The 20,969-nt window shown below is 60.6% G+C and carries 19 protein-coding genes; all 19 read left to right on the top strand.

The annotated features are described in order from the left end of the window. The first annotated feature begins 61 nt into the window (after positions 1-61). The 19 genes from PMI25_RS11990 (at position 62) to PMI25_RS11900 (ending at position 20,897) form a co-directional block, all read left to right on the top strand. Positions 62-796 carry a cephalosporin hydroxylase family protein gene (locus tag PMI25_RS11990; protein ID WP_007966201.1) on the top strand — a complete coding sequence of 245 codons (735 nt, stop codon included), beginning with the start codon at positions 62-64 and terminating at the stop codon, positions 794-796. A 55-nt stretch (positions 797-851) separates the two neighbouring features. Next, complete coding sequence (locus PMI25_RS11985; RefSeq protein ID WP_007966203.1) at positions 852-3,767, top strand: glycosyltransferase family 2 protein; 2,916 nt, start codon at positions 852-854, stop codon at positions 3,765-3,767. A gap of 30 nt (positions 3,768-3,797) precedes the next feature. Next, on the top strand, positions 3,798-4,799 hold the full coding sequence (gene pseB / locus PMI25_RS11980; protein ID WP_007966209.1) for a UDP-N-acetylglucosamine 4,6-dehydratase (inverting): 1,002 nt from the start codon (positions 3,798-3,800) through the stop codon (positions 4,797-4,799). Further along, positions 4,796-5,953, top strand: coding sequence for a UDP-4-amino-4,6-dideoxy-N-acetyl-beta-L-altrosamine transaminase (pseC, locus tag PMI25_RS11975; RefSeq protein WP_007966210.1), 1,158 nt, complete (start codon positions 4,796-4,798; stop codon positions 5,951-5,953). Before pseB ends, pseC begins: the two co-directional genes overlap by 4 nt. A 31-nt stretch (positions 5,954-5,984) precedes the next feature. Continuing rightward, complete coding sequence (locus PMI25_RS11970) at positions 5,985-6,605, top strand: pseudaminic acid biosynthesis-associated methylase (RefSeq protein WP_007966211.1); 621 nt, start codon at positions 5,985-5,987, stop codon at positions 6,603-6,605. Beyond that, positions 6,602-7,297, top strand: a complete 696-nt coding sequence (gene pseF, locus PMI25_RS11965) for a pseudaminic acid cytidylyltransferase (protein ID WP_007966212.1) — start codon at positions 6,602-6,604, stop codon at positions 7,295-7,297. Before PMI25_RS11970 ends, pseF begins: the two co-directional genes overlap by 4 nt. Then, complete coding sequence (gene pseG / locus PMI25_RS11960; RefSeq protein ID WP_007966213.1) at positions 7,294-8,799, top strand: UDP-2,4-diacetamido-2,4,6-trideoxy-beta-L-altropyranose hydrolase; 1,506 nt, start codon at positions 7,294-7,296, stop codon at positions 8,797-8,799. The genes pseF and pseG overlap by 4 nt, the downstream gene beginning before the upstream one ends. Beyond that, positions 8,792-9,844 carry a pseudaminic acid synthase gene (gene pseI, locus PMI25_RS11955; RefSeq protein ID WP_007966214.1) on the top strand — a complete coding sequence of 351 codons (1,053 nt, stop codon included), beginning with the start codon at positions 8,792-8,794 and terminating at the stop codon, positions 9,842-9,844. The genes pseG and pseI overlap by 8 nt, the downstream gene beginning before the upstream one ends. 227 nt (positions 9,845-10,071) lie before the next feature. Then, on the top strand, positions 10,072-10,998 hold the full coding sequence (locus tag PMI25_RS11950) for a ketoacyl-ACP synthase III (protein ID WP_007966217.1): 927 nt from the start codon (positions 10,072-10,074) through the stop codon (positions 10,996-10,998). Between the two features lie 86 nt (positions 10,999-11,084). Continuing rightward, positions 11,085-12,374: a motility associated factor glycosyltransferase family protein gene (locus tag PMI25_RS11945; protein WP_007966221.1), complete on the top strand. Its 1,290-nt coding sequence runs from the start codon at positions 11,085-11,087 to the stop codon at positions 12,372-12,374. Continuing rightward, positions 12,371-12,643 (top strand): hypothetical protein, encoded by a 273-nt coding sequence (locus PMI25_RS11940; RefSeq protein ID WP_007966223.1) that lies wholly within the window; start codon positions 12,371-12,373, stop codon positions 12,641-12,643. Before PMI25_RS11945 ends, PMI25_RS11940 begins: the two co-directional genes overlap by 4 nt. A gap of 237 nt (positions 12,644-12,880) precedes the next feature. Then, entirely contained in the window at positions 12,881-13,732 is an 852-nt protein-coding gene (locus tag PMI25_RS11935) for a flagellin domain-containing protein (RefSeq protein WP_007966225.1), read from the top strand. Between the two features lie 73 nt (positions 13,733-13,805). Then, entirely contained in the window at positions 13,806-14,162 is a 357-nt protein-coding gene (locus PMI25_RS11930) for a flagellar protein FlaG (protein ID WP_007966227.1), read from the top strand. Between the two features lie 83 nt (positions 14,163-14,245). Further along, positions 14,246-15,700: a flagellar filament capping protein FliD gene (gene fliD, locus PMI25_RS11925; protein WP_007966229.1), complete on the top strand. Its 1,455-nt coding sequence runs from the start codon at positions 14,246-14,248 to the stop codon at positions 15,698-15,700. Between the two features lie 130 nt (positions 15,701-15,830). Next, positions 15,831-16,226, top strand: coding sequence for a flagellar export chaperone FliS (fliS, locus tag PMI25_RS11920; RefSeq protein ID WP_007966231.1), 396 nt, complete (start codon positions 15,831-15,833; stop codon positions 16,224-16,226). A gap of 10 nt (positions 16,227-16,236) precedes the next feature. Continuing rightward, entirely contained in the window at positions 16,237-16,533 is a 297-nt protein-coding gene (fliT, locus tag PMI25_RS11915) for a flagellar protein FliT (RefSeq protein WP_007966233.1), read from the top strand. 172 nt (positions 16,534-16,705) lie between these two features. Beyond that, positions 16,706-18,181 (top strand): sigma-54 dependent transcriptional regulator, encoded by a 1,476-nt coding sequence (locus PMI25_RS11910; protein ID WP_003222863.1) that lies wholly within the window; start codon positions 16,706-16,708, stop codon positions 18,179-18,181. Between the two features lie 125 nt (positions 18,182-18,306). Next, a complete protein-coding gene (locus tag PMI25_RS11905; protein ID WP_177325719.1) occupies positions 18,307-19,500 on the top strand; it encodes a sensor histidine kinase in 1,194 nt (397 codons plus the stop codon). 5 nt (positions 19,501-19,505) lie between these two features. After that, the gene (locus PMI25_RS11900) at positions 19,506-20,897 is read left to right on the top strand and encodes a sigma-54-dependent transcriptional regulator (RefSeq protein WP_007966237.1); all 1,392 of its coding nucleotides are present in this window, start codon (positions 19,506-19,508) and stop codon (positions 20,895-20,897) included. Positions 20,898-20,969 lie beyond the last annotated feature (72 nt).

The following is a 20,969-nucleotide window of genomic DNA, read 5'->3' as shown; positions in this document are numbered from 1 at the left end:
CTTCGACGCGAATGCCTTTTGGCAGCGCGACTATCAAATGACTTTTCAGTGAGACCGGACAATGAGCGATAACGTAATCAAAGCTTTCGAGGCGGAGTGCCATGCCGAAGTCAATGCCCAGGGCCAGGACAAGGACCTGAAGGCGCTGGCCCAGGAGTTCTACAACCAGTCGGCCAGACACAAGTACACCTATCACTTCTCGTGGATGGGCCGTCCGATCATTCAATTGCCACAAGACATGATGGCGATGCAGGAACTGATCTGGCGCGTCAAGCCTGACCTGGTGATCGAGTGTGGCATTGCCCATGGCGGTTCGATCATTTACTACGCCTCATTGCTGGAGCTGCAGGGCCACGGCGAAGTGCTGGGTATCGATCGCGACATTCGTGCGCACAACCGCGAAGCCATCGAAAGCCACCCGATGATCAAGCGCATCAGCATGATCGAAGGTTCCAGCCTGGATCCGGCCGTGGTGGAGCAAGTGCGTCAGGCCGCCGCCGGCAAGAAGGTGATCGTGGTGCTCGACTCCAACCATACCCACGAACACGTCCTCGAAGAGCTGCGTTTGTATGCGCCACTGGTTTCGCTGGACAGCTACTGCGTGGTCATGGACACCGTGGTTGAAGACATGCCGGCCGATGCCTTCCCGGATCGTCCATGGGGCCCGGGTGACAACCCGAAAACAGCGGTCTGGGCCTACCTCAAGGAGAACGCTGATTTCGAGATCGACCAGCACATGCAGGACAAGCTGCTGATCACCGTTGCTGCGGATGGCTATCTGCGTCGGGTTCGTTAATCGGTTCCATCATCAAAGCGTTTTTCGGGCGGTTTCGCCGATTGTGGGAGAAGTTATGCAAGGCAAGTACGGTTCTGAAAACAGGCTGCCATTGAGCGAGTTGCTGACGGTGGTTCTGATCACCCACAACCGCCCGGCTTTTTTGCGTCGAGCGCTGCAGTACTACAGCAGCCTGCCTTGCAAGGTGCTGGTGCTGGACTCTTCTCCCGAGCGCCCGGAAGGTGACTTTTCCTCGGTCGATTATCAGCACCTGCCGCAATTCGCCTATTGGGGCATGCAGGCCAAACTGACTTACGGCGTCGAGCAGCTGACCACGCCGTATATGGTGTTCGCTGCCGACGACGATTTCATCCTGCATGAGTCACTGGCCGAGTCGGTGAGCTTCCTTGAAGCCAACCGCGACTACGGTTTGTGCCACGGTTATTGCCTGATGTACCTGGCGCTGGCCGGGAGTGTCAGTTACTACCGCCGCGACAAGAAAATCTGCGAAGACTACGCCTCGGAACGTGCCGAGGATCGCGTCCTCGACTTCATGCATCAGTACGTACCGCCGTTCTATGGCGTGTGCCGAACCTCGATCATCCAAGACTGGTATGCGGCATTGCCGGCGGGCACCAGTTTCGAATGGCAGGAGATTGGTCACAGCTACTACTTGCTGGCGAACGCCAAGGCGCGGGTGCTGCCAATCCCGTATGTCGTGCGTGAAATCAACGTCGGTTTCTCCGACCACAACACCGAGGTGTATCACGCGCTGTCGTACACCGATGCCAAGTCGGTGGCCGAGCGTGAAGCCTTCGCCGAGTTCCTCGCCTCGCTGCCGACGGGCATCACCGACCTCGACCAGGCGCAGCGCAAGGCGTTCGCCCTGGAAAGCTTCGCGGCGATGACCGATAGCCTGGTGACCGGTCGCGCACTGACGGCCGAGCTGATTTTCCAGTCCATCTGGAACAACGTATCCAAAACCCCGGAGCGCCGCTTCGGGCCACTGCAGTACGTCGAGATGCCGTTCTACAACCAGCGCTTTTTTGATTTGCTGGCCGAGTTTGAATTCCTGTTGCACGCGATGCCGGCCGGCCGTGTGCAACTGGAACAGCTCGAGGGTGTCTGGACCCGGCAGGAATACCTGCAGCAGGCCCGCAATAACGACACGCCGGAAAGCGTGCTCGATCGGTTGTGGCAGGCCCATGACAGCAATGCGTTCAACCGTCGTGTGGTCAAGCGTCTGGTCGAGCAACTGCAGGCGTCCGGCGATGACACACAAGCTCAGGAAATGGCTGCCTGGGACGCGCGTCTCGAGACGGTGTCGAAGGCCGATCACTACCCGGTCTTCAGCAAGATGCGTTCGGGTCGTCTGCTCGAATGGCTGGCGTGCCGTACGCCGGACGCCGAGCAGCGGGCGTTGATTGCCGCGCACCTGGCGGCGAACAACGGCGGGCAACAGTTCGGCATTTTCCTGCTGGATCTGGACAACGACGTCGACAAGTTGCAAGTGACCCTCGACAGCCTGGTTGAAGGCCACAGTAAAGCCTTCAAGATCGTGGTCTTCACCACGGGCGAACCGCAGGCTGCGACCACGGCGCAGAACACCTTGCACTTTGTCCGCGTCACCCCGGGCAATTTCGTCGACAAGCTCAACCTGAGTGCGGCCCAGTCGCCATGCGACTGGCTGCTGTTGGCACACGTGGGCGATGAGTTCACGGCGGGTGGTCTGTTGCGCGCCGGCCTGGAATTGATGTCGGCCACTGGCCTTCGCGCGGTCGCCACCGATGAAATCCAGCGCAATGAAGAGGGCGCGCTGATCGACGTGTTCCGCCCCGGCTTCAATCTCGACTTGCTGCAGAGCAATCCGTCGTTGATGGCCCGCCATTGGCTGATTCGTCGTGACGTGTTCCTTGAGGCGGGCGGTTACCAGGCTGATTTCAGCAAGGCACTGGAGTTCGACCTGTTGTTGCGTCTGATCGAGCAGGACGGTCTCGAGGGGCTGGCGCATCTTGACGAGCCACTGCTGATTACCCAGGTTCCGGCGCAGGAAGAGGTGGCCCACGAGCGTCAGGCGCTGCTGCGTCATTTGACCCATCGCGGCTACAAGGCCAAGGTCACGTCGTCGCTGCCGGGGACCTGGCAAGTCGATTATCGCCATACCGAACAGCCGCTGGTGTCGATCATTGTACCGGCCATCGACGATCTGCCGGCGCTGCGTCGGTGCGTGGAAGGCGTGTTGCTCAGAACCCGTTACAGCCGTTATGAAGTGCTGATTGCGGCCAATCCGTATCAGTCGGCCGAGGTCAATGACTGGCTGGGCGCGCTGCGTAACCCTAAAGTCAATGTGCTGCGTGCCGATCAGCCGCTCGGCGAGACGGCGTTGTACAACGCCGCCAGCGAACAGGCGCAGGGTGAATACCTGGTACTGCTGGCCACTGACAGCGAAATCGTCAATCCGAACTGGATCGATTCGTTGCTCAACCATGCCCAGCGTCCCGAGGTCGGTATCGTCGGTGCCAAACTGGTCGACCGCGACGGCAAGGTTTCTCAGGCCGGTTTGATTCTCGGGATGAACGGCGGCGTCGGCTCGGCCTTCATCGGCGAAAAACATGCGGCTGCAGGTTACATGCAGCGTCTGGCGGTCGAGCAGAACTACTCGGCGGTGTCGAAGGTGTGTCTGATGGTGCGCAAAGAGTTGTTCGACGCACTGGGCGGTCTGGACGAAGTCGATTTCGCCAGCGGTTTCAGCGATGTCGACCTGTGCCTCAAGGCCGGGCAGGCGGGCTACCTCATCGTATGGACGCCGTCGGTGCAGGTATTGCATACCGGCGAGCTGCCGCAAGCACCCGAGGCGCTGCAGGCTTTGCGGGAGAAATGGAGCGGCGCCTTCGCGCAGGATCCGGCTTACAACGCGAACCTGGCCCTCACCGGCAAAGGTTTTACGCTGGCTGAAAATACCTCGATCGACTGGTCGCAGTTACTCGCTTGAGTCCGTCGGACAAGGAACAGGAATCAGCACATGTTCAACGGTAAATCGATCTTCATCTCCGGCGGCACCGGCTCGTTCGGGCGCAAGTTCATCGCCCGTCTGCTTGAGCAATACCAGCCCAAGCGCGTGGTGGTGTTCTCCCGCGATGAACTCAAGCAGTACGAAATGCAGCAGACCTTCAACGCGCCGTGCATGCGTTACTTCCTCGGTGACGTGCGCGACGCCGACCGTCTGCGGCAGGCCATGCGCGGCATCGACTACGTGGTGCACGCGGCGGCGCTCAAGCAGGTGCCGGCGGCGGAGTACAACCCGACCGAGTGCATCCGCACCAACGTCAATGGCGCGGAGAACATCATTGCCGCTGCCATCGACAACGGCGTGAAAAAGGTCGTGGCGCTGTCCACCGACAAGGCCGCCAGTCCGATCAACCTGTACGGCGCGACCAAGCTGCTGTCGGACAAGTTGTTCGTCGCCGCCAACAACATTGCCGGCGAACAACAAACGCGTTTTGCCGTGGTGCGCTACGGCAACGTGGCGGGCTCGCGGGGTTCGGTGGTGCCGTTCTTCAGCAAGCTGATTGCCGACGGTGCGCAGGAATTGCCGATCACCGACGAGCGCATGACCCGCTTCTGGATCACCCTCGATCACGGCGTGCAGTTTGTCCTCGACAGCTTTGCGCGGATGCACGGCGGCGAAGTGTTCGTGCCGAAGATCCCGTCGATTCGCATCGTCGATCTGGCGCGGGGCATGGCCGAACATCTGCCGCACAAGAACGTCGGAATTCGTCCGGGGGAAAAACTGCATGAACTGATGGTGCCGCTGGACGATGCGCGGATGACCCTGGAATTCGCAGACCACTACACCATTCAGCCGTCGATCCGCTTCACCAGCGTCGATGTCGATTTCTCTGAGGACAAGCTTGGCGAACGTGGCCGGCCCGTAAGTGAAGACTTCGAATACCGTTCCGACACCAATCCGCACTACCTCTCGATCGGGCAGATCGCCGAGCTGCACGCGAAGTTGTCGGCATGATTCCCTACGGTCGGCAGAGCGTTGATCAGGCGGACATCGATGCAGTGGTCGAGGTGCTGCAATCGGACTGGCTGACCCAGGGCCCGACCATCGAGCGCTTCGAGCAGGCGATGGCCGAGCGTTGCCATGCCGACTTCGCGGTGGCGGTGTGCAACGCCACCGCGGCGCTGCACATTGCCTGCCTCGCGGCCGGCCTTGGCCCGGGCGATCGCTTGTGGACCACGCCGAACACCTTTCTGGCCTCGGCCAACTGCGGGCGCTATTGCGGCGCCGAGGTGGATTTCGTCGACATCGATCCGCTGACCTGGAACCTCGATGCCTTCGCCCTCGCGGCGAAACTCGATCAGGCCGAGCAGGACGGCACGTTGCCGAAAGTACTGGTGGCGGTGGCGTTCTCCGGGCAGAGCTGCGACCTGCGCAAGATTGCCGAACTCGCCGAGCGCTACAACTTCACCGTGATCGAAGATGCCTCGCACGCAGTGGGCGCCAGCTACGCCGGGCGCCCGGTGGGTTGCGGGGACTTTGCGGCGATGACCGTGTTCAGTTTTCACCCGGTGAAGATCATTACCAGCGCCGAAGGCGGCATGGTCCTGACCAATCGCCCGCAACTGGCGGAGCGCCTGCAACGCCTGCGCAGCCACGGCATGACCCGCGATCCGCAGCAGATGAGCGAACCCAGCCATGGCCCGTGGTATTACCAGCAGATCGAGCTGGGCTTCAATTACCGGATCACCGATTTGCAGGCGGCGCTCGGTCTGTCGCAACTGGCCAAACTGGACGGCTTCATCGCCCGTCGCCGCGAACTGGCGGCGCGCTACGACCGATTGCTGGCGTATCTGCCGCTGACCTTGCCCAGCGCGCAGCCGGAGGCAGAATCGGCGTGGCATCTGTATGTGGTGCGCCTGCAGACCGAGCGCATCGGCCTGAGCCACCGTCAGGTGTTCGAAGGCTTGCGTGCCGCCGGCATCGGCGTGAACCTGCACTATATTCCGGTGCATTTGCAGCCGTACTATCGCGACCTGGGTTTTGCCGAAGGCGATTTCCCCGAAGCCGAACGTTATTACGCCGAGGCGATCAGCCTGCCGCTGTATCCGCTGCTCAGTGATGAGCAGCAGGATCATGTGGTCGAGCAATTGCGCCGGCTGACCGAATGAATCCCGCTGCGGCGGCGAATGAGACTGTGCAATGCGTGATCTGAGTGAGCAGGAAAAATTCTGGCAGGGCGATTTCGGCAACCAGTACGTCGATCGCAACGTCGGTCAGCCGCTGGTCGCGGCCAACCTGGCGTTGTTCGCCAAGGCCCTGAGCCGCGCCGGGCGTATCGACAGTGTGGTTGAGCTGGGCACCAATGCCGGCAACAACCTGCAGGCGCTGCGTCAACTGCTGCCGCAAAGTGAATTGTTCGGCGTCGAGATCAATGAAAACGCCTGTGCTCAGGCGCGGGCACTGGGCATCGCGCAGATCTGGCACGGCTCGCTGTTCGACTTTCCGCGCGAGCGCAGTTACGACCTGACTCTGAGCAAAGGTGTGCTGATCCATCTGGCGCCGGAGCTGCTGGCGACCGCCTATGCGCAGTTGTATGCGTTGAGCCAGCGCTACATCCTGATCGCCGAGTACTACAATCCGGCACCGGTGGAAGTGTCCTATCGCGGCAACAGCGGCAAGCTGTTCAAGCGCGATTTCGCCGGGGAAATGCTCGACCGGTATGCCGATCTGCACTTGCTCGATTACGGCTTTGGTTATCACCGTGATCCGCAGTTTCCGGTGGACGACATCACCTGGTTCCTGCTGGAAAAACGTCCTTGAACAGCGTCGCAATCATCCCGGCCCGTGGCGGCAGCAAGCGCATCCCGCGCAAGAACCTGTTGCCGTTCGACGGCGTGCCGATGATCGTTCGCTCGATCCGTACGGCGCTCGACAGTGGCCTGTTCGAACAGGTCGTGGTCAGTACCGATGACGCCGAAATTGCCGAGCTGGCGCTGGTCCACGGTGCGCAAGTGCCGTTCCTGCGCCCGGCTGAACTGGCGGATGATTTCACCGGCACCGCTGCGGTGATCGTGCATGCCTTGCAGCAACTGCCAGCCTTCGATTACGCCTGCTGCGTGTACGCCACGGCGCCGTTGTTGCAGGCGCGCTTCCTGCGGCAAGGATTTGAGCTGCTGCAGCAGCACCCGGACAAAGCCTTTGCGTTCTCCGTGTGCAGCTTTGGTTTCCCGGTGCAGCGGGCGCTGACGCTGGACGGGCAGGGCGCATTGACCGCGTTGTACCCAGAGTTTCGCCATACCCGCTCGCAGGATCTGCCCGACGCTTTTCAGGACGCTGGCCAGTTCTACTGGGGTCGTAGCGAAGCGTGGCTGCGCGGTGAAGTGTTGTATTCGTCCGCGAGTCTGCCGGTGATACTGCCGCGGCATCTGGTGCAGGACATCGACACGTTGCAAGACTGGAAACGCGCCGAATACCTGTACGCCGCGCTCAAGGCCGGCGGAGAACTGCAATGAGAGTGCTGATCCGCGCTGACGCTTCGCCGACCATCGGCAGTGGCCACATTGCCCGCTGCCTGACGCTGGCGCGAGTGCTGCGCAAACAGGGCAGTCATGTCGCGTTTGCCTGCCGGCGGTTGCCGGGGCATCGGCTCGATGCGTTGGCTGCCGAAGGTTTCGAGACCTTCACCTTGCCTGACGTCTACCCCGACGAAGACCCGCAGCAAGCCATTGAATCGATGCTGCCGTGGCAGGCGGACATCGAGGCGCTGGACGCCTTGCTGGCAGGTCACGCCGCATTCGACTGGATCATCGCCGACCACTACGGCCTCGATCATCACTGGCAGACCGCAGCGCGCCGCTGGGCGCCTCGGATCGCGGCGGTGGACGATCTTGCCACCCGCCGTTACAGCGTTGATCTGCTGCTCAATCAGAATCTGTCCGGTCTCAGCGCAAACTATAAGCCGCTGCTGCCCGAAGGCTGCCGCACCTTGCTCGGCCCGCGCTACGCCATGCTGCGCGAAGAATTCGTCTGCCCGGCCATCGGGATCAAACCCAAGGCGCGCCGGGTGCTGGTGAATTTCGGTGGTTTCGATGCTGCGATGCAGACCCATCACGCGATGTTGGCGCTGCAGGATTTCGCAGAGCTGGAAGTGGATTTCGTCGCCGGCGCAGACAACCCGGCATGGACCCAAATGCAGGCGCTGGCCGCAACCCGGCCGCACTGGCGCCTGCACAGTTTCGTCAGCGATTTCCAGCAACGCATGACCGCGGCCGATCTGTTTATCGGCGCCGGTGGCGGCACCAGTTGGGAGCGCGCGGCGCTGGGCCTGCCGACGATCTGCATCGCGGTCTCGAACAATCAGCAGGCCAATGGCGAAGTCATGGCGGCGGCGGGGGCGCATGTGTTCATGGGTGCCCGCGAGCAGGTCAGCGTCGAACAACTGCGCGACGCCATCGGTTTTGTCGTCGACAATGTCTATCTGCGCCAGAGTCTGGCCGAGCGTTCACGGCAACTGGTCGATGGGCGCGGTGCGTTGCGCGTGGCGGCGGCGCTGGCCGGTGCGGTGCTCAAGCTGCGCCTGGCGACCCTCGATGATGCGCAATTGCTGTTCGACGGGCGCAATGCCGAGGCGGTACGTCGCTGGTCACTGGACACCGCTGCAATCGAGTGGCCGCAGCACCTGAACTGGCTGAAGGCAAGCCTGCACAATCCGCAGCGCCTGCTGTTGATTGCCGAGGCCGATGACGGCGCGGTCGGCGTCTTGCGTTATGACTTGCGTGGATTCGAGGCTGAAGTGTCGCTGTATCTGCTGCACGGGCGTTTCGGTCTGGGTTGGGGCAGGGCGCTGCTGGCGCGAGGCGAGGCGTTCGTCCGCGCGCACTGGCCGCAGATGACTGCCATCACCGCGCAGGTGCTGCCGGGCAATCGCCCCTCTTTGAATGTGTTTCGTGACGCAGGATTCACCCAGAGTGCCTGCGCGTTCACCCAGGTTTTGAAGGATCACCGCGATGAGTAGTTTCAAGATTGGCGAGCGCCTGATCGGTGCCGATGCGCCGCCGTTCATCATTGCCGAAATGAGCGGCAACCATAACCAGTCGCTGGAGGTTGCCCTGCAGATTGTCGAGGCCGCCGCCCAGGCTGGCGCGCATGCCTTGAAGCTGCAGACCTACACCGCGCAGACCATGACCCTGGATCTGGCCGAGGGCGAGTTCTTCATCAAGGACCCGAACAGCCTGTGGGCCGGTACTTCGCTCTACGACCTGTATGAGAAAGCTCATACCCCATGGGAGTGGCACGCGCCGATTTTCGCCCGGGCCAAAGAACTGGGCATGCTCGCGTTCTCGACACCGTTCGATGACACGGCGGTGGACTTTCTCGAGAGCCTTGATGTGCCGGCGTACAAGATCGCCAGTTTCGAAAACACCGACCTGCCATTGATCCGCCGTGTGGCCGCGACCGGCAAACCGCTGATCATCTCCACCGGCATGGCCAGCATCGCCGAGCTCGACGAAACCGTGCGCGCCGCCCGTGAGGCGGGGTGCAAGGATCTGGTCTTGCTCAAATGCACCAGCACTTACCCGGCAACCCCGCTCAACAGCAATGTGCGTACGATCCCGCACCTGCGTGAACTGTTCGGTTGCGAGGTAGGGCTGTCCGATCACTCCATGGGGGTTGGCGTGTCCGTGGCCGCTGTGGCACTCGGGGCGACGGTGGTGGAAAAGCACTTCACCCTCGACCGTTCGGCGGGCGGGGTCGACGCCAGTTTCTCGCTGGAACCTGCGGAGCTGGCCAGTCTGGTGGTGGAAACCGAACGCGCCTGGCAGGCCATGGGCCAGGTGCATTACGGCGTCACCGAGGCCGAGCGCAAGTCGCTGGTCTATCGCCGTTCGCTGTACGTCACTGCCGACATGGCGGCCGGTGAGCCCTTTTCCGGGGACAACCTGCGCGCCATTCGCCCGGGACTCGGTCTGCCGCCCAAGCACACCGATGCCGTCCTCGGACGCCGCGCTCGTCAGGCGATCAAACGTGGCACGCCACTGGACTGGTCGTTGGTCGAATAACCCGATCTGCAACCGATTCGGCAAAATAGCGTGACCTGCGAGTCATAACGCGCATCTTCACTGTATTGTATTGACCGGGGAGATGGCGCCTGGCCGTGTAATCGGTTCCAGTGATAGCCCTTTGCGCTCCCCGTGGCTGCCCTTTGTGGCGGCCGTTTTCTGTTTGTCGGCGCCCCTCGAATCCTTGCGAGCGGTGGTTTTGGGCTGTTTTTTATTGGGAAGCCGTAATGATTGGCATAAAAAGCATTGCGAGCTACGTTCCTGTAGCCGGCGTGGACAATTACGCACAAGGTGCAAAATTCGAGAAGGATGAAGAATTCATCCTCGGCAAAATCGGTTCGGCCTTCCTGCCGCGCAAAGACGCTGAACAGGAAACCTCCGATCTGTGCGTGGAAGCGGCCAATGCGCTGTTTGCCAGCAACCCTGAGCTGAAGCGTGAATCGATCGACGCACTGATCGTCGTCACCCAGAACGGTGACGAAGAAGGCCTGCCGCACACCGCTGCCATCGTCCAGGACAAACTCGGTCTGCCAACTAATGTCGCGGCGTTCGACATTTCCCTGGGCTGCTCCGGTTACGTCTACGGCATCTATGCGATCAAGGGCTTCATGGAAGCCGCCGGCCTGAAGAACGGCCTGCTGATCACCGCTGACCCGTATTCGAAAATCGTCGACCCGGAAGACCGCAACACCACCATGCTCTTCGGCGATGCCGCCACCGCGACCTGGATGGGCGAAGATCCTTCATGGGCGCTGGGCAAGGCCAAGTTCGGCACCGACGGTTCCGGCGCACCGCACCTGAAAGTCACCGATGGCGTGTTCTTCATGAACGGGCGTCAGGTGTTCAACTTCGCGCTGCTCAAAGTCCCGGCGCACTTGCACGAATTGCTCGACGACTCCGGCCTCAACGCTGACGACATCGACGCCTTCTGCATTCACCAGGGCAGTGCGGCGATTGTCGATGCGGTGGCGCGGCGTTTCGAAGGCGAGCCGGAGAAGTTCATCAAGGACATGGTCGAGACCGGCAATACCGTGTCGTCGAGCATTCCATTGCTGCTGGAAAAACACGTGCTCGATTCCGACTGGCAGCGCATTGCCCTGAGCGGGTTCGGCGTTGGTCTGTCGTGGGGCTCGGCGATCATCTATCGCCCCTGAGCCCGGTCAAAAACGGCGGATACAAAAATAGCGTTCAAGGTTACCCTTGAACGCTATTTTTTTGCCCGAACGAAACGCGAGGCGTCATGAGCGAGTTTTTCCAACCCAATGCCCAGGTCATCCAGCAACGCTGGCCGGCGTTGTTCGAGCGGTTGCTGGCGGAAGACAGCTCAGTCGTTCAAGCCGAACTGGTGCAGGGCATGGGCTCGACGCTCAGCGTTAACGGCATTCAACTGACCAGCCGCCACGACCGGGTCCACGAAGCCCGCATCCAGGCGGCCAGCCTGGCGGAAAAATCGCAGCTGCACGTGTATGGCACTGGCCTCGGTGATCTGCCAACGGTGCTGCTGGAGCGCGCTGGCCTTGAGCAGTTGTATGTGCATATCCTCAATGGCGCGTTGTTCGCGCTGGTGCTGCAACTGCTTGATCAACGCCAATGGCTGGAAGATCCGCGTGTGCAGCTGTTCTATGCCGGTGATCTGTCAGACATCTGCACACCGTTTTTCGCCCTGCCGGCGGAGATGCTGCTGGCTGATGACTTCAACGCGAAGATCCGCGATCGGCTGGTCAGCGAAGTGCACCTGAGCTTCAACAATCGTGAGTTCGATCCACACTTGCCGTTCATTCAACAGCGCTTGCAGGACTGCCTGCCGGTGTTGCTGGGCGATGACGATGTGGCTCAGTTGTTCGGTAGCGCCAATGGCCGGGAGATCTATGTGATCGGCACCGGGCCGACCCTGGAAGGGCATTTCCAGCGTCTGGCGGCGGTGCACGCGCAGGCTGAACGTCCATTGTTGGTGTGCGTCGATACCGCTTACCGGCCGCTGCGTGAACACGGCATCGTCCCGGATCTGGTGGTCACCATCGATCAGCGCATCAGCTTCCGGCATCTGCCGTTCGAGGACTCCGCTGGCATCCCGCTGGTGTATCTGCCCATGAGCGATCCTCTGGTGCTGACCGCCTGGAAGGGCAAGCGCTACGGCGGTTACTCGGCCAGTCCGGTGTACGCCGCGTTGCGTGAGCAATACCCACGCGGGCAACTGCATGTCGGTGGCAGCGTGATTCATCCGGCGGTGGACCTGGCGGTGAAGATGGGCGCGTCGCGCATTACCCTGTTTGGCGCCGACTTCGCCTTCCCGATGAACAAGACCCATGCCGGCTGGAACGACGGCGATCTGGGGCCGGGGGTTGATCAGGCGCGGCACTGGGTGCAGGACGGCCATGGCCAGCGGGTCAGCACCCAGCTGAACTTTCGCGGCTATCTGTGTGTGCTGGAGCGCTATATCGCCGCGCATCCGCAGGTGCAGTTTTTCAACAGCAGTCGGGCAGGCGCATTGATCGCCGGGACGCAGTTCAATCAGGAGTTTGTGCAATGACGACGATTGAGCAGTGCGTCGACGAGTGCCGTCAGTGCGCCGGGCTGTTTCGGCTCGGGCGTGACGTCGAGGCGGCACTGGATATGGTCGATGTGTTCGGGGGCGCGCAGCAGTTGCTGATAGCTGCGCCTGCGCCGATTCAGCAGGACTGGTCCTTTGTCCTCATGCACATGCTCGATTGTCAGGAACGTCAGGACTGGTTGGGGCTGGCTGACTGGATGGAGTACGAGTTGATCGAAGTGTTGCAAAAAGCACGATCGGCAACGTGAGCGACCGCACTGGCCCGCGGCTTTAGGTGGGGGTCGGTTTTATGGCGTCATTTTTTCGCAGGTGGGAGGGCGCTAAGCCCTTGTTTTCTCGGGGGTGGCAGGGTGATGGCAAATTTTTTTCAAAAAACCCTCAAGCAACCTGCCAACCCGACGATAACTATTACGAAGGTTCTCTAGGCCATTCCAGGCGGTTGCCAGGGCCGGAAGCCGCAGTACCCAACCAACGAGGAATTCGTCATGGCTTTAACAGTAAACACCAACACCACGTCGCTGAACGTTCAAAAGAACCTGAACCGTGCTTCCGACGCTCTGTCGACTTCGATGCAGCGCCTGTCTTCCGGCCTGAAAATCAACAGCGCTAAAGACGACGCTGCCGGCCTGCAGATCTCCACTCGTATGCAATCGCAAATCCGTGGTGGCAACCAGGCTATCCAGAACGCCAACGACGGTATCTCCGTTGCCCAGACCGCTGAAGGCGCTCTGCAAGCTACTACCGACATCCTGCAGCGTATGCGTGAACTGGCTGTTAAAGCACGTACCGGCACCAACGGCACTGCTGACCAGAAAGCGACCAACCTTGAATTCGCCGACATGTCCGACGAAATCAGCCGTATCGCTGCTTCCACCAACCTGAACGGCAAAAACCTGCTGGACGGTTCGGCTGGTACTGTGACTCTGCAAGTTGGCGCTAACACCGGTACTGCCAACCACATCGACCTGGTACTGAGCTCCAAGTTCGACGCCGTCAGCCTGTCCGTAGACAAGGCTACCCTGGCTCTGACCGGTACTGACGCTGCTACCGCCGGTTCGAACATCGACGCCGCCATCACTGCAATCGACGCTGCTATCGCTGCGATCGGTGATACCCGTGCCAGCCTGGGTGCTTCGCAAAACCGTCTGACCAGCACCATCTCCAACCTGCAGAACATCGTTGAGAACACCACTGCTGCACAGGGTCGTGTACAAGACACCGACTTCGCCGCAGAAACTGCTAACCTGACCAAGCAGCAAACTCTGCAGCAGGCTTCGACCTCCGTTCTGGCTCAAGCCAACCAACTGCCTTCCGCTGTACTGAAGCTGCTTCAGTAATTTCGGAATGAGTTCGGGCGGGGGAGTGCGCTAGTCGTGCTCTCTCGCCTTTTTACGTTAGGAGGTGATGAGCATGGACATGAGCGTGAAGCTTAACCAGTCTTATCCGGCTCCCAAGCCAGTAACGCCGGTTGCTGACAAACCGTCAGAGACGCCTGAAGTCAGCAAGGTGCAAGCGCCGGTCGCTGCCAAGAGTCAGGATACGGACGATGCCAAGTTGAAGCTGGCGGTGCAGGAGATCGAAAAGTTTGTTCAGTCGATCAAGCGCAATCTGGAGTTCTCCATCGACGAACATTCCGGAAAGGTCATCGTCAAGGTGATCGCAAGCGAGACGGGTGAGGTCGTTCGACAGATCCCCTCCGCAGAAGCCCTCAAGCTGGCAGACAGCCTCGCCAACGCGAGCCACGTATTGTTCGACGCCAAAGTCTGAGAGCTGGCATGAATAGTGTTTGTCTTTCTTTAATGACGCCGGGAAGGGTCAAAAGAACGGCAGCAAACTGAAGGGAGATGCACATGGCAAGTCCAATTTTACCAGGTTCGGGCCTGGGTTCCGGCCTGGACATCGGTGCGATCGTTACTGCGCTGGTCAACGCCGACAAGTCGCCGAAGCAGACGCAAATCGATACTGCGACCAAAGCCAATACGCTGAAGATTTCCGGCATCGGTTCGTTGAAGAGCGCGCTGACGGCGTTCCAGACGGCAATGACCAATCTGAGCAGCAAAACCAACCCTGCGTTTGCCGGCTTCACCGCCACTTCGGCCAATACGTCGGTTCTGAACGCCACTGCCGACAGCACCGCAGTAGCGGGAAGCTACAACGTAGTCGTGAGTCAGCTGGCCACCGGTTCGAAAATCGCCAGTGCCTCTTTCGCCGGCGGCGCCTCCAGTGCCATTCCGAGTGGTACCCTGAAAATCAGTCAGAATGGCACTGATTACAATGTCGACATCCCGGCCGATGCCACCTTGCAGAGCACCCGTGATGCGATCAACAAGGCTCAGGGCGCCAACGGTATTTCCGCCAACATCGTGACCGACGCCAATGGTGCTTCGCGTCTGGTGATCAGTTCGAGCAAGACCGGCGAAGGTTCCGACCTCACCGTCAGCGGTATTGCCGGTCTGGAAATTGATGGCACCAAGGCAATGAGCGGCACTCCGGCGGCAGGTGATTCAGGCGCCGTCAACGGCGTTGCAAAAAATGCCCTGTTGACCATTGACGGCCTTCAGGTAAGTAGCAAAAGCAATACTGTTACCGGCGCCATCAGTGGCCTGACCCTGAATCTGACGACGGTCAGCGCTAACGCGAACTCTCCGACTGTTGTCAGCGTAGATGCCAACACCAAAGGCTTGCAGACATCGATTCAGTCGTTTGTCGACGCTTACAACACGCTGAAGACCACCATTGATACGTTGTCCAAGGCGACGCCGGACGCCGATGGCAAGCTGACCGTGCAAGCGGCCTTCACTGGCGACGCGATGCCGCGCGCGCTGATTGCCGACGTGCGTGCCGAGTTGACGGCCAAGGGCGCTGGCGGTCCGTTGGCCGTACTGTCCCAGCTGGGCGTAATGACCGATCGCAACACCGGTAACCTGACGTTTGATACCGCGGCTTTCACCAAGACCATGGCCCAGCCAGGCATGACTGGTCAGGTCCAGCAATTGTTCACCGGCACCGATGACACCAACGGTCTGCTGGCGCGCATGACCAAGGCAACGGACCCGTACCTCAAGCCGGCGGCAGGTGATATCACCGGCAGCGGTCTGCTTGATCAGCGCATGGCCATCCTGAACAAAAACACGCGCAATCTTACCGATCAGCAGACGGCTCTGGATGTACGTGTTGCCAACCTGACCAAGACGTTGACTGCCAAATACAACGCCATGGACTTGCTGGTCGGGCAGATGAAGGCCACGGCGAGCAACATCACGTCGTTCTTCAGCACGCTGAACGCTCAGCAATCCGCGAAGTAACAGGCAAGAACGACAAAAACCCGGCTACGCTTTATCGGCGTGCGCCGGGTTTTTGTCTTTTGATCTAAAGTTCTGTGGCTCGTTGGCGATACACTGGTTATACGAGTCAATGTGGCAAATGAGGTAGAACATGAATCCAATGTTAGCCCTTCGGCAATACCAGAAAGTCGGCGCGCACGCCCAGACATCCGAGGCGAGCCCGCACCGTCTGGTACAAATGTTGATGGAAGGCGGTCTGGAGCGCATTGCTCAGGCCAAGGGCGCTATCGAGCGCAAGGATATTCCCGCCAAGTGCACGGCCATCAGTAAAGCCGTTGGCATCATTGGTGGGCTGTGTGAAGGCCTGGATCTGGAAAACAGTGCTGATTCGGTAGGTGAGCTCAACCAGCTTTACATCTACATGATGAAGCGACTCGCTGAGGCCAACGTCAAGAGCGATCCGAAAATCCTCGACGAAGTTGCCGGCCTGCTGCGCACCGTAAAGGAAGGCTGGGACGGCATCGCTCCGCCAGGCCCCCAGTTTTAAGGAGAGCACCATGAGTCTTGTATTGCAGCGAATCGCCGACACCCGTGAAGCCTTGGTCAGTGCGCTGGCCGAACGCAACTGGGAAGCCATTGGCGAGCTGGATCTGGCTTGCCGTTCCTGCATGGAAGACGTCATGGCCGAGGCCTCGCTGGATGAGGAGGCCTTGCGCAGTAACCTTGAGGAGTTGCTCCACGTTTACAAGGAGCTTCTGGAGGCGGCCATGGGTGAGCGGCAGGCGATAGCCAACGAGATGTCGCAGATCACCCAAGCGCAAAAGGCGGCAAAGGTTTACCATCTGTTTGGTTAATTAACCCCCAGTTAATCCAGACATGTGCGCCATAAATTTGACTGTGCACGGTTTTTTGACTTAACTAGTGGCTGTTTTCAGATTTCAGGCGTCTACAGGCACAAGGTGTCCTGCAAGCGTCTCGCTTGCCCCATTTTTCGGGCATTGAGTTGACTAGGGAAGTTGCTATTGCATGTGGCGTGAAACCAAAATTCTGCTGATCGATGACGATAGCGTCCGCCGCCGCGACCTGGCGGTGATTTTAAATTTTCTCGGCGAAGAAAATTTACCCTGCGGCAGCCATGACTGGCAGCAGGCTGTCGGCTCTTTGTCATCGAGTCGTGAAGTCATCTGTGTACTGATCGGGACGGTAAATGCTCCGGGTGCACTTTTGGGCTTGTTAAAGACACTCTCGACGTGGGATGAGTTCCTTCCGGTTTTGCTGATGGGCGATAATTCTTCCGTCGACCTGCCGGAAGACCAGCGCCGCCGGGTGCTTTCGACCCTGGAAATGCCGCCCAGCTACAGCAAACTGCTCGACTCCCTGCACCGTGCCCAGGTCTATCGCGAGATGTACGACCAGGCCCGCGAGCGTGGCCGTCATCGCGAACCGAATCTGTTCCGCAGCCTGGTCGGCACCAGCCGGGCGATTCAGCACGTCCGCCAGATGATGCAGCAAGTGGCCGATACCGACGCCAGCGTGCTGATCCTCGGCGAGTCCGGCACCGGCAAGGAAGTGGTTGCGCGCAATCTGCATTACCACTCCAAGCGTCGCGACGCGCCATTCGTGCCAGTCAACTGCGGGGCGATCCCGGCAGAGCTGCTGGAAAGTGAACTGTTTGGCCACGAGAAGGGCGCCTTCACCGGCGCGATCACCAGCCGTGCCGGACGTTTCGAACTGGCCAACGGCGGCACGCTGTTCCTCGATGAAATCGGCGACATGCCGCTGCCGATGCAGGTCAAATTGCTGCGCGTGCTGCAGGAGCGCACCTTCGAGCGCGTGGGCAGCAACAAGACCCAGAGCGTCGACGTACGCATCATTGCCGCGACCCACAAGAATCTCGAAAGCATGATCGAGATCGGCACCTTCCGCGAAGACCTCTACTATCGCCTGAACGTGTTCCCGATCGAGATGGCGCCGCTGCGTGAGCGCGTCGAAGACATCCCGCTGCTGATGAACGAACTGATCTCGCGCATGGAGCACGAAAAGCGCGGCTCGATCCGTTTCAACTCGGCGGCGATCATGTCGCTGTGCCGTCACGGCTGGCCGGGCAACGTCCGCGAGCTGGCCAACCTGGTGGAGCGCATGGCGATCATGCATCCGTACGGGGTGATCGGCGTGGTCGAGTTGCCGAAGAAATTCCGCTACGTCGACGACGAAGACGAGCAAATGGTCGACAGCCTGCGCAGCGATCTCGAAGAGCGCGTGGCGATCAATGGTCATACGCCGGACTTCACCGCCAATGCGATGCTGCCGCCGGAAGGCCTGGACCTCAAGGACTACCTCGGTGGTCTGGAACAGGGCCTGATCCAGCAGGCGCTGGACGATGCCAATGGCATCGTGGCGCGTGCCGCCGAACGCCTGCGCATTCGTCGCACCACGCTGGTGGAGAAGATGCGCAAGTACGGCATGAGCCGGCGCGAAGGTGACGAACAGGCGGATGATTGACGCCTGTTTTCCAACACCCTCATTTATAAGCAGTTTTTTTTAGGCACGGGTATTGCTACAGCCCTCGCAACGTTCCGTTTAACTGACGGTCAGCCAAGCGAGAGAACACAATGCCCCACGCCCAGATGTCATCTGCCTCCAATGCCGAGGGGCAACCGTCGTCCGTAGAGCAGACGAGCCGCCTGGGGCTTGAGCAGGCGTTCGCACTGTTCAATCAGATGTCCAGCCAGTTGACCGATTCCTACAGCATGCTTGAAGCCCGGGTCACCGAGCTCAAGGGTGAGCTGGCGGTAGTCAGTGCCCAGCGCATGCAGGAGCTGGCCGAAAAAGAACGCTTGGCCAATCGCCTGCAAAACCTCCTTGATCTGTTGCCTGGTGGCGTCATCGTGATCGACGGCCACGGCATGGTGCGCGAAGCCAACCCGGCGGCGATCGATTTGTTGGGGCTGCCGCTGGAAGGCGAGTTGTGGCGCCACGTCATCGCCCGTTGCTTCGCCCCGCGTGAAGACGACGGTCATGAAATCTCGCTGAAAAACGGTCGACGCCTGTCGATCGCCACCCGTTCGCTGGATGCCGAGCCGGGCCAGTTGGTGCTGCTCAACGACCTGACAGAAACCCGCCACCTTCAAGCTCAATTGGCGCGCCATGAGCGCCTGTCGTCGCTGGGACGCATGGTCGCCTCGCTGGCTCATCAGATCCGCACGCCGTTGTCCGCCGCGTTGCTTTATGCCAGTCATTTGACTGAGCAGGAATTGCCCGTCACCACCCAGCAGCGCTTTGCCGGCCGCCTCAAAGAGCGCCTGCATGAGCTGGAGCATCAGGTGCGCGACATGCTGGTGTTCGCCCGTGGCGAGTTGCCGCTGACCGACCGCATCACCCCGAATGCCTTGATGCAGTCGCTGCAAGCGGCGGCGCTGACCCATGTGCAGGATCTGCCAATCCGCTGGCAGTGCGACAGTCATGTCGGCGAATTGCTGTGCAACCGCGACACGCTGGTCGGGGCGATTCTCAATCTGATCGAAAACGCAATTCAGGCCAGCGACGGCAATGTGCGCCTGAAGGTGCATTGCTACACCCGCGACAACAGCCTGCGCCTGTGCGTCAGCGACAGTGGCAGCGGCATCGAGCCGTTGGTGCTCGAGCGACTCGGCGAGCCATTTTTCACCACCAAAGTGACCGGCACCGGGCTGGGCCTGACCGTGGTCAAGGCTGTGGCGCGGGCACATCAGGGAGAATTGCAGCTGCGCTCGCGGGTCGGGCGCGGCACGTGCGCGCAGGTGATCCTGCCGCTGTTTTCCGCTGTACAGGGAGCTGAGTAAACGTCATGGGCATCAAGGTTTTGCTGGTCGAGGATGACCGCTCGTTGCGCGAAGCGCTGGCCGATACGCTGTTGCTGGCGGGCCACGACTACCATGCAGTCGGCAGTGCCGAAGAGGCATTGCAGGCAGTCGAGCGCGAAGCGTTCAGTCTGGTGGTCAGCGACGTCAACATGCCTGGCATGGACGGCCATCAACTGCTCGGTTTGCTGCGTGCGCGGCAGCCGCAATTGCCGGTGCTGCTGATGACTGCGCACGGCGCGGTCGAGCGTGCGGTGGATGCGATGCGCCAGGGTGCGGCGGATTACCTGGTCAAGCCGTTTGAGCCCAAAGCGTTGCTGGACCTCGTTTCGCGGCATGCCTTGGGCAGCATCAGCATTACAGATTGCGAAGGTCCGGTAGCGGTCGAGCCGGCCAGTGCGCAGTTGCTGGAGCTGGCGGCGCGAGTGGCACGCAGCGACTCCACGGTACTGATTTCCGGCGAGTCCGGCACCGGCAAGGAGGTGCTGGCGCGTTACATTCACCAGCAATCCCACCGTGCGAGCCAGCCGTTCATCGCGATCAACTGCGCAGCGATCCCCGACAACATGCTCGAAGCCACCCTGTTCGGCCACGAGAAGGGCTCGTTCACCGGCGCCATCGCGGCGCAGGCCGGCAAGTTCGAGCAGGCCGATGGCGGCACCATTCTGCTCGACGAAATTTCCGAAATGCCCCTGGGCCTGCAAGCCAAGTTGCTGCGAGTGCTGCAGGAGCGTGAAGTCGAGCGCGTCGGTGCGCGCAAGCCGATCACCCTGGATATTCGCGTAGTCGCGACCACCAACCGTGATCTGGCCGGCGAAGTGGCAGCGGGGCGTTTCCGTGAAGACCTTTTTTACCGTCTGTCGGTTTTTCCCCTGGCCTGGCGTCCACTTCGCGAGCGCACTGCCGATATCTTGCCGCTAGCCGAGCGGTTGCTGAACAAACACGTCAATAAAATGAAGCATGCGGCGGCGAAACTTTCGCCAGAAGCCCAGGCTTGCCTGACCCACTACCCGTGGCCGGGCAACGTGCGTGAGCTGGATAACGCGATTCAACGGGCGCTGATTCTGCAGCAGGGCGGCTTGATCCAGCCACAGGATTTCTGCCTGACGGGCGCAGTGACGTTTAGCGCAGCGCCTGCCGTCGCGCCGCTGCAACCGTTGGTGCGTGAGATCGAAGTCGAGGCCGAATCCGCCGGGGCGCTGGGCGATGACCTGCGCCGTCGGGAGTTCCAGATGATCATCGACACCCTGCGCACCGAGCGTGGTCGGCGCAAGGAGGCCGCGGAAAAGCTCGGTATCAGCCCGCGTACCCTGCGCTACAAACTGGCGCAGATGCGTGATGCCGGGATGGACGTTGAAGGGTATCTGTTCGCTACCTGAAAGTTGTCGCAGTCAATTGTGGGAGCGAGCTTGCTCGCGAAAGCGGTGGGGCAGTTGCGAAAATGTCGACTG

Source organism: Pseudomonas sp. GM30, from assembly GCF_000282275.2.
Classification (GTDB): Bacteria; Pseudomonadota; Gammaproteobacteria; order Pseudomonadales; family Pseudomonadaceae; genus Aquipseudomonas.
Note: the sequence above shows the minus strand (reverse complement) of the source record. Positions and strands in the feature narration are given on the sequence as shown.

Excerpts from the sequence above, each read along its gene's own strand:
- fliD (WP_007966229.1), top strand. The coding sequence starts at position 14,246 with ATGGCAAGTCCAATTTTACCAGGTTCGGGCCTGGGTTCCGGCCTGGAC.
- PMI25_RS11910 (WP_003222863.1), top strand. The coding sequence starts at position 16,706 with ATGTGGCGTGAAACCAAAATTCTGCTGATCGATGACGATAGCGTCCGC.
- PMI25_RS11900 (WP_007966237.1), top strand. The coding sequence starts at position 19,506 with ATGGGCATCAAGGTTTTGCTGGTCGAGGATGACCGCTCGTTGCGCGAA.
- fliT (WP_007966233.1), top strand. The coding sequence starts at position 16,237 with ATGAGTCTTGTATTGCAGCGAATCGCCGACACCCGTGAAGCCTTGGTC.
- pseC (WP_007966210.1), top strand. The coding sequence starts at position 4,796 with ATGATTCCCTACGGTCGGCAGAGCGTTGATCAGGCGGACATCGATGCA.
- pseI (WP_007966214.1), top strand. The coding sequence starts at position 8,792 with ATGAGTAGTTTCAAGATTGGCGAGCGCCTGATCGGTGCCGATGCGCCG.
- PMI25_RS11930 (WP_007966227.1), top strand. The coding sequence starts at position 13,806 with ATGGACATGAGCGTGAAGCTTAACCAGTCTTATCCGGCTCCCAAGCCA.
- PMI25_RS11990 (WP_007966201.1), top strand. The coding sequence starts at position 62 with ATGAGCGATAACGTAATCAAAGCTTTCGAGGCGGAGTGCCATGCCGAA.
- PMI25_RS11935 (WP_007966225.1), top strand. The coding sequence starts at position 12,881 with ATGGCTTTAACAGTAAACACCAACACCACGTCGCTGAACGTTCAAAAG.
- PMI25_RS11945 (WP_007966221.1), top strand. The coding sequence starts at position 11,085 with ATGAGCGAGTTTTTCCAACCCAATGCCCAGGTCATCCAGCAACGCTGG.
- PMI25_RS11905 (WP_177325719.1), top strand. The coding sequence starts at position 18,307 with ATGTCATCTGCCTCCAATGCCGAGGGGCAACCGTCGTCCGTAGAGCAG.
- PMI25_RS11970 (WP_007966211.1), top strand. The coding sequence starts at position 5,985 with ATGCGTGATCTGAGTGAGCAGGAAAAATTCTGGCAGGGCGATTTCGGC.
- pseB (WP_007966209.1), top strand. The coding sequence starts at position 3,798 with ATGTTCAACGGTAAATCGATCTTCATCTCCGGCGGCACCGGCTCGTTC.
- fliS (WP_007966231.1), top strand. The coding sequence starts at position 15,831 with ATGAATCCAATGTTAGCCCTTCGGCAATACCAGAAAGTCGGCGCGCAC.
- PMI25_RS11985 (WP_007966203.1), top strand. The coding sequence starts at position 852 with ATGCAAGGCAAGTACGGTTCTGAAAACAGGCTGCCATTGAGCGAGTTG.
- pseG (WP_007966213.1), top strand. The coding sequence starts at position 7,294 with ATGAGAGTGCTGATCCGCGCTGACGCTTCGCCGACCATCGGCAGTGGC.
- PMI25_RS11940 (WP_007966223.1), top strand. The coding sequence starts at position 12,371 with ATGACGACGATTGAGCAGTGCGTCGACGAGTGCCGTCAGTGCGCCGGG.
- PMI25_RS11950 (WP_007966217.1), top strand. The coding sequence starts at position 10,072 with ATGATTGGCATAAAAAGCATTGCGAGCTACGTTCCTGTAGCCGGCGTG.